Origin of the sequence: Dietzia sp. B44, from assembly GCF_014145245.1 — a bacterium.
Taxonomy (GTDB): Bacteria; Actinomycetota; Actinomycetes; order Mycobacteriales; family Mycobacteriaceae; genus Dietzia; species Dietzia natronolimnaea.
Genome location: NZ_JAALEF010000089.1, coordinates 1 through 7603, shown reverse-complemented (window position 1 = coordinate 7603; position 7603 = coordinate 1). Strand labels below are relative to the sequence as shown.

Annotated in this window: 7 protein-coding genes; all 7 read right to left on the bottom strand. The window is 67.3% G+C overall.

Going from position 1 to position 7603, the window contains the following annotated elements; all coding sequences use genetic code 11:
• Nucleotides 1-58: 58 nt before the first annotated feature.
• Nucleotides 59-1342 (bottom strand): ABC transporter substrate-binding protein, encoded by a 1284-nt coding sequence (locus G6017_RS03845; RefSeq protein ID WP_182616025.1) that lies wholly within the window; start codon nucleotides 1340-1342, stop codon nucleotides 59-61.
• Between the two features lie 31 nt (nucleotides 1343-1373).
• Nucleotides 1374-2600: a branched-chain amino acid ABC transporter permease gene (locus G6017_RS03840; RefSeq protein WP_179524135.1), complete on the bottom strand. Its 1227-nt coding sequence runs from the start codon at nucleotides 2598-2600 to the stop codon at nucleotides 1374-1376.
• On the bottom strand, nucleotides 2597-3484 hold the full coding sequence (locus G6017_RS03835) for a branched-chain amino acid ABC transporter permease (RefSeq protein ID WP_179524134.1): 888 nt from the start codon (nucleotides 3482-3484) through the stop codon (nucleotides 2597-2599). Before G6017_RS03835 ends, G6017_RS03840 begins: the two co-directional genes overlap by 4 nt.
• Nucleotides 3481-5316, bottom strand: coding sequence for an AMP-dependent synthetase/ligase (locus G6017_RS03830; protein ID WP_182616023.1), 1836 nt, complete (start codon nucleotides 5314-5316; stop codon nucleotides 3481-3483). The genes G6017_RS03835 and G6017_RS03830 overlap by 4 nt, the downstream gene beginning before the upstream one ends.
• On the bottom strand, nucleotides 5316-6128 hold the full coding sequence (locus G6017_RS03825) for an ABC transporter ATP-binding protein (protein WP_182616021.1): 813 nt from the start codon (nucleotides 6126-6128) through the stop codon (nucleotides 5316-5318). The genes G6017_RS03830 and G6017_RS03825 overlap by 1 nt, the downstream gene beginning before the upstream one ends.
• Nucleotides 6125-6913 carry an ATP-binding cassette domain-containing protein gene (locus G6017_RS03820; RefSeq protein WP_182616019.1) on the bottom strand — a complete coding sequence of 263 codons (789 nt, stop codon included), beginning with the start codon at nucleotides 6911-6913 and terminating at the stop codon, nucleotides 6125-6127. The genes G6017_RS03825 and G6017_RS03820 overlap by 4 nt, the downstream gene beginning before the upstream one ends.
• 312 nt (nucleotides 6914-7225) lie before the next feature.
• Nucleotides 7226-7603: precorrin-6A/cobalt-precorrin-6A reductase (locus G6017_RS03815; RefSeq protein ID WP_182616017.1), on the bottom strand; the 378-nt coding region annotated here is incomplete at its 5' end.

Genomic DNA, 7603 nt, shown 5'->3' with positions numbered 1-7603 from the left:
CCCGTCGACAGTGGTCGACGGGCGGCCGGTATCCGCTGAGAGGATCACCTCAGGGCGGTCACATCAGGTAGCACGCCTCCGTGTACTCGAAGTCGGCCGCCGTGGGTCCCTCGTACCACTCCTCCTCCAGGACGAGGCCCGTGGGACTGCCCGGCTCGATCCGGTTGATGATGCTCGAGCGGGACGCGTTCTCGTTGACGTCTCCCGAGTAGTCCCCGGCTCCCTCCGCGAACATCCCACCGGTGTCGACCCCCGTCAGCGAGTCGACCGACTCGTAGAGACCGCTTCGGGTGAGCTCATCGTTCTCGACCGCTTGCTCCAGGAGTCCGTGGATGACCGACGTGGCACCCCAACCCAGGACGAACCAGTCATCGGGCTCGGTCCCCATGGATTCGGCGACCTCCCGCATCTCGATGTGGCCTTCCGAGTCGTGGCCCCACGGAGCCACCGCTCCGGCGTGCAGGTAGCGCGCCTCGAGTGCCGGCGCGGCCTGGCTTCCCATCAGACCGGCGCTCCACGTGGGAGTGGAACCGATGAACTGGCCCTCGAACCCCTGCGCGACGGTGGCACCCACGATGGCGCCGGTCTCGATCGCACTGGTGGAGAGGACCACGACGTCCGGTTGATCTGCCAGGATCCGCTGGATCACCGCGGTCTGCTCGTCGGTCCCGCCGGGGGCCGTGGTGTACCGGGTGAACTCGACACCGCGTTCCTCGGCGGCGATCTCCGCGCCCTTGGCGGCGTCGTCACCGTAGTCACCGGGGAAGTGCACCGCGCCGACACTCGTCGCGTCGAAGTTGTCGACGGCGTAGTCCACCATGTTCATGGCCTCGGCACAGTAGCTGGTGCCGAACTCCATGACGCCCTCCTCGAACAGCCAGTTCGACCCCAGGGATGCGGGGACCGTGACGATGTTCTGCTGCCGGGTGTCGTCAAGGATGCCGTTGGTGTGGGCGGTGCCCATCGAGTGGGCCAACATCAGGACCTGGTCCCTGATCTCCCGGTACTCCTGGGAGTGGGTGGTCTCGTTGTAGGCGTTGTCCCGGACGTGGGTCACCATGTCGACCTCGTAGTCGCCGATGCCGCCGTTCTCGTTGACGTTCTGCCAGTAGGCCTGGGAGCCCTCGATCATCGGGGCGCCGATCGGTGAGAACGGTCCCGTCAGGTCGGTGATCGCTCCCAGGTAGATGCAGCCCTTCGAGTCATCGATCGCCTGTGGGCACGGTTCCTCGGTGACGCCGGCGACCTCGGTGTCTCCGCCGTCGTCGCGGCCACAGCCCGCCAGGACCAGGGCGATCGCCGACAGGCCGGCCACCCCGCTGCGTAGTGTCTTCGACTTCATGGTGTTCTCCTCAGGTGTTCAGTGGGTGGGTTCAGTAGGTGAACGGGAAGCTCTTCCAATACATCCGCATTCGCAGCCACACGCCGTACAGACCGCGCGGTTCGAACAACAGGAACGCCACGATGAGGCCGCCGTACAGAATCGCCTCGACCTCGAAGATGTTGGGGCTGGCGTTGGGTGCAGTGGAGATGAACGGGAACAGGTGGGCGACCTCCGCCGAGATCCGGGGAAGTGACGCGATCAGCAGGGCGCCCATGATCGACCCGGAGATGGTCGCGGCCCCGCCGATGAAGACGATGGCGACGAACTGGATCGACATGATCAGTCCGAACTGCTCCGGCCCGAAGTGTCGGTTCGCGACGAACAACAGTGACCCGCACACGCCGGCGTAGAACGACGAGACCGTGAACGCGATGAGCTTGTAGCGCGCCAGGTCGACGCCCATGACACCTGCCGCGATGTCGCGATCGCGGATCGCCCCGAAGGCGCGCCCGATCCGCGAGCGGGCGATGTTCCGGGCCGCGAGCGCCCCGATCAGGAGGAGTGCGAGGAAGAACCAGTACAGCTTCTGGTCCGAGGTGAACGCACTGTCCAGGGTGAGGTCGTTGCCGAACACGACGGGGCGCGGTGCTTCGCGACCGACTCCCGGCCCCCCGGTGACACTCGACCACTCGGTGAAGATGTAGGTGCCGAGGAACACGAGGCCCAGCGTCACCACCGCGAGATACAGACCCCGCAGCCTGGTGGCCAAGGGGGCGACGACCACCCCGCAGAGCGCCGCCATCGCACCCGCGGCGATGATCCACACCGGGACGAAGGTGATGCCCAGGCCCAGTGCGCGCCCTTCGGGATCGCCGGCCACCACCGATGCGGTGTACGCCCCGACCCCGACGAAGAACGCGTGGCCGAGGGAGATCTGACCTGCGTAGCCGGTGATCAGGTTGAGCCCGATACCGCCGATGGCCAGAACGAGTCCCAGGCCGAGGATCCGCAACAGGTCGTCGCTGACGTTGAACGGCAGGAGTACCGCGATTCCGATGAGTATCGCGGCGCCGACCGCCTTGGCGCGCGTGTTGAACAGCGCCTGTTCCTGCCGGTAACTGGAGTACAGCTCCGGCCGACCGCGGGGCCGTCCGAAGAAACCGGTCCGACCTCCGGCCCCCGACTGCGACGTCGGGGATCCCGATGCGGACCCGGCCGACCCGCGGGACCCGCTCGAGGTATCGGATGGGTCCGCTGAAGATACGAGATGGCTCATACCCGTTCCACCTCCTTGGTGCCGAACAGTCCGTGTGGCCTGACGAGAAGCACCGCCAGCATGATGATCCAGGGCATCAGCGGTCCGAGATTGGTGGTGAGTTCCGGGAACCACTGGTTGTGATAGGTCGACACGACGGCCTGGGCGATACCGATGGTCAGGCCGCCGATGATCGCGCCACCTATCGAGTCGAACCCGCCGATGACGATCGCGGGCAGTGCGATGAGTCCCACCAACCACAGGGTGTTGCCGATAGGACCGCCGGTCGCGGCGAAGATCCCCGCGATCGCGGCCAGCGCACCGGCCATCGCCCACGACAGCGCGAAGATCAGGCTGGCACTCACCCCCTGGGCCATCGCGGCCTCCTGGTCGGAGGCGACCGCCCGCATCGCCAGGCCGACCGAGGAATACCGGAAGAACAGCAGGAGGGCGATGACGATCACCGTGGCGGTGACGAACGCCGCCACGTGCCTGTGTTGGACGACGACCCCGGCGATCACCGAGACGTCGGTTCCCCACGGGTCCCCGACCGACCGCGGTTGAGAACCCAGGAACATGCCGGCGATCGTGCGGAGGACGATATCCAGTCCCACGGTGATGATCGCGATGATGAACACCGCCTTGCCGATCATCGGTCGGATCGCCGTCCGTTCGACCAGCAGAGCCACGACGCCGATGGCGACCACCCCGAGGATCGCTCCGACGTAGAAGCCCATCACCGGAGCGAGGAAGCTGACGATGATCGCACCGGACATGAGGAACGCGGGCTGCGCGAAGCTGATAACGCCGGTGGCCTTGAAGATCATGACGAAGCCGATCGCGACGAGTGCGTAGATGGCACCCGAGCCCAGACCGACGCTCAGGGCACTGAGAAACTGGGTCATCGTGCCCCCTCGTACAGCTCGTCGACGAGGTCCGCGAACATCCCCGTCACCGCCGAGCGCTTGACCTTCTGGGTCGCGGTCAGCTCGCCCTCGTCGTGATCGAGTTCCTTGGGCAGCAGTGCGAACGCCTTGACCTGCTCCACGGCGTTGAACCTCTCGTTGGCGGTGTCGACGACCCCCTGCACCAGCTCGCGGACCTCGGGTTTCTCCGTCAGGTCGCGGTAGGTGGTGTAGGCGATCCGTTTGCGGGTGGCCCAGTCGCCGACAGTGTCGAGCTCGATCCCGATGAGCGCGGTGAGGAACCTGCGGCCGTCGCCGATCACGAGGGCCTCCTTGATGTAGGGGGACACCTTGAGGGCGTTCTCGACCTCCGACGGGGACACGTTCTTGCCGCCGGCGGTGATGATGATGTCCTTCATCCGGTCGGTGATCGTGACGTGGGTCCCGTCGACCCATTCGCCCACGTCCCCGGTGTGGAGCCAGCCCTCGGCGTCGATGGTCTCGGCCGTCTTCTCCGGGTTGCGCCAGTACCCGGCGAACACCGCCGGGCTCCGGACCAGGATCTCGCCCGTGGTCTCGTCGATCTTCAGCTCGGTGCCCTCGTGGGGCTCACCCACGGTTCCGAGCTTCACCCGTCCGGGCTTGTTGGTGGTGGCGATCGCCGAGTTCTCGGTCATCCCGTAGAGCTCGTGCATCGGTACACCGATCCCCATGAAGAACTTGAGCACCTCCGGGGCGATCGGCGCAGCTCCGGAGACCGCGTAGCGCGCGTACCGCAATCCCGTCCGGACCCGCAGCGCCCGGTACATGCAGATCCACCCCAGCACGTACCACGTGCGGCTGGCCGGGGTGTGCCGGCCGCCGTTCGAGACCAGGGCATCGCCGATCCGCTCGGCCCGCGCCAGCCAGAAGCCCGACCACTTCCGCTTGAGCCAGGTGGCGTCCTCCAGACGAATCTGGGCCGAGGCCAGGAGTTTCTCCCAGATCCGCGGAACACCCATCACCAGGGTGGGCTGCACCTCCTGGAGGTTCTGGGGGACGGTGTCGATGGACTCGGCAAACGTCACCTGGAGCCGGCTCGCGCAGCTCATCCAGGTGGTGAAGAAGCGCTCGGCGACGTGCGAGAGCGGGAGGTAGGTGAGCACGTAGTCGGACGGTCCCGGCGGCGGATCGGACGTCCCCCCGCGGGTCATGACGGTGTCGATCGCGAACTCGACGTTGGACGTGGTGAGCATGGCTCCCTTGGGCGGGCCGGTCGATCCCGAGGTGTAGACGAGGGTGATCAGGTCGTCGGGCTGTGCCTGCTCCATCCGCCGGTCCACCGCCCCGTCGTCCTTCTGTCGGTGTTCGCGACCGAGTGCCAGGAAGTCGTCCCAGTGGATGAGGCGCTCGTCGTCGTAGTGTCCCCGGATCCCGCGCGGTTCCAGGTACACGATGTGCGCGAGGTCGGGGCACTGGTCGGAGACCGCCAGCGCCTTGTCCACCTGCTCCTGGTCCTCGGCCACCAGCAGCTTCACCTGGCTGTTCTCCAGCAGGTACCCGACCTCGGCGGCCGGGTTGGTCGGATAGACGCCCACACTGACGCCCCGGACGGCCACTGTCGCGATGTCGCAGATCAGCCACTCGGGGCGGTTCTCGCTGTGGATCGCGACGCGGTCCTGGGTGTCGATCCCGAGCGCGATCAGCGCGTGCGCGACGTCCTGGATCTGGTCCCAGTACTGGGCCCAGGTCGTCGGCTGCCAGACACCCCGGGACTTCCTGCGCAGTGCCACGTCCCCGGGGTGGGCGGCGGCGTTGTCGCGGACCCGCGTGGCCAGAGTGGTGGTGCTCATCAGCTCCCCCCTCCGGACGCGGGCGCCGCGGCCTGGCCGCCCAGGTAGGCCTCCACCACCGCCGGGTGACTCTGGACCTCCGCGGGGGTGCCGAGGGCCAGCGGGGCGCCGAAGTCGATGGCCAGCACGCGGTCCGCGATGTCCATGACCAGACTCATGTCGTGCTCGACGAGGATCATTGGGGTCTTGAACTCCTGTCGGATCGAGAGCAGGAACCGAGCGGTGTCCTCGGTCTCCTCGAGGTTCATCCCCGCCACGGGTTCGTCGAGGAGGAGGATCTCGGGTTCCATGGCCAGGGCCCGCCCCAGCTCGATGCGTTTCTGGATGCCGTAGGGCAGCAGCCCCACCGGGAGCTTGCGCCACGCCTGGAGTTCCAGCAGGTCGATGATCTCCTCGACCGCGGCGCGGTTCAGTTCCTCCTGGCGTCTGGCCGGCCCCACCCAGGCGATCGCCGCGAGCGTGCCGTAGCGGAACTTCACGTGCCGGCCCAGCATGAGGTTGTCGACCAACGTCAGGTTGGCGAACAACTCGACGTTCTGGAACGTCCGGGCGACCCCCAGGCGGGCGATCTTGTGCGGACGCATCCCCAGGAGCTGTTGTCCCCTGAGCTTCACCGACCCCTGCTGGGGTCGGTACACGCCCGAGAGGACGTTGAAGATGCTGGTCTTACCGGCACCGTTGGGGCCGATGATGGCGAAGAGCTCGTCCTGGTTGACCGTGAACTCGACGCCGTCGATCGCCTTGAGGTTGCCGAAGGACAGGCTCACGTCCGAGAACTCCACGACAGGAGTGGGGAGTGCTGAATCCGTCATGACGCCCACCTCTTGCGTCGCCGGTACTGTTTGACGTCGCGATAGGACTTCGTCTCGTCGGAGTCCGAGCGCGCGCCCAGGTAGAACTCGCGGATGTCGTCGTTGTCGAGCAGGTCCGCCGCGGGCCCGTCCATGACCACGCGGCCGGTCTCCACCACGTACCCGTGTCGGGCGATCGACAGCGCCATCGCCGCGTTCTGCTCGACCAGCAGCACCCCGGTCCCCTGCGAGTTGATCTCCACGATGATGTCCCGGATCTGCTCCACCATCTTGGGCGCCAGGCCCAGGCTCGGCTCGTCCAGCAGGAGGTATCGCGGTGCGGACATGAGCGCCCGGCCGATCGCCAGCATCTGCTGCTCGCCGCCGGACAGGTAGCCGGCGACTCGCGACCTGCGCTCGTGGAGGACGGGGAAGAGCCCGTAGACGCGATCGAGGCCCTCGCGGAGGTGGCGGCGCGTGACGTGCGCGCCGATGCGCAGGTTCTCCTCGACCGAGAACTCCTTGAAGATCCGTCGCCCCTCGAGGACGTGCTTGACGCCGTGTCGCGCGATCGCGGGTGCGCTCAGCGAACCGATGTCCTCCCCGTCGAGGGTGACCGACCCCTTGGTGATGGCCCCGTTGTGGACATCGAGTAGTCCGGAGAGGCTGCGCAGCAGCGTCGACTTGCCGGCTCCGTTCGCGCCCAGCAGCGCGACGATGTGGCCGTCCGGCACGTCGAAACTCGCACCTCTGATGACGAGCATCGCGTCGTCGTAGACGACCTCGAGATTACGAACTGATAACACTCGGCCTCCTGGTGTGATGGAGACCACACTATTCTCAGGTGTCCGAACATTTCTGTGTTTAGGCCGATTTCTCTGATCATGTTCTCGGCGGCGCCGGGCTCGGCGAAGTCCCTGCGGGTGGCGCCGGAGTCGTGATACGTGAGGCCAGTCCACCGTCCTCGACCTGATTGACCTGCGACGATGCCGACCCGCGCGAGATCGGGTCCCGCGAGGACGGACGCGGCCAGGCGAGGCGTCGATCGTCTCTACACGTGTGTTAACCCCGTCATCGGACCCTGTGGATCGGCCCGGAACCCGGCGTCCGGAGCCTCCTCAGGCCAGGGTCCGGACCCGGTCGACGGCGGCCACCGCGTCGGCCACCACCTCTACACCCGGAGCGGCCCCCGGGCGGCGCACCACGACCACCGACACCCCGAGTTCGGCGGCCACCGCCATCTTCGGCCAGGTGTGCACGCCGCCCGAGTCCTTGGTCACCAGCACGTCCGCCCGGTGCGCGGTGAACAGCGCCCGCTCGCCCTCGGCCGAGTAGGGACCACGGTCGAGCAGGAGCCGCCACCGGGCGGGGATCGTCCCCTCGGGCGGGTCGACCACCCTCACCAGCGCCTCGCGGGTGGCGAGCGGACCGACGAACCTCGCCAGTGACTGTCGGCCGACGGTGAGGAATGGGCGGCCCCCGAGGTCCGCGGCGGT

Bases quoted from the DNA above. Each gene is read 5' to 3' on its own strand.
- G6017_RS03845 (WP_182616025.1), bottom strand. From the start codon at position 1,342: ATGAAGTCGAAGACACTACGCAGCGGGGTGGCCGGCCTGTCGGCGATC.
- G6017_RS03840 (WP_179524135.1), bottom strand. From the start codon at position 2,600: ATGAGCCATCTCGTATCTTCAGCGGACCCATCCGATACCTCGAGCGGG.
- G6017_RS03835 (WP_179524134.1), bottom strand. From the start codon at position 3,484: ATGACCCAGTTTCTCAGTGCCCTGAGCGTCGGTCTGGGCTCGGGTGCC.
- G6017_RS03830 (WP_182616023.1), bottom strand. From the start codon at position 5,316: ATGAGCACCACCACTCTGGCCACGCGGGTCCGCGACAACGCCGCCGCC.
- G6017_RS03825 (WP_182616021.1), bottom strand. From the start codon at position 6,128: ATGACGGATTCAGCACTCCCCACTCCTGTCGTGGAGTTCTCGGACGTG.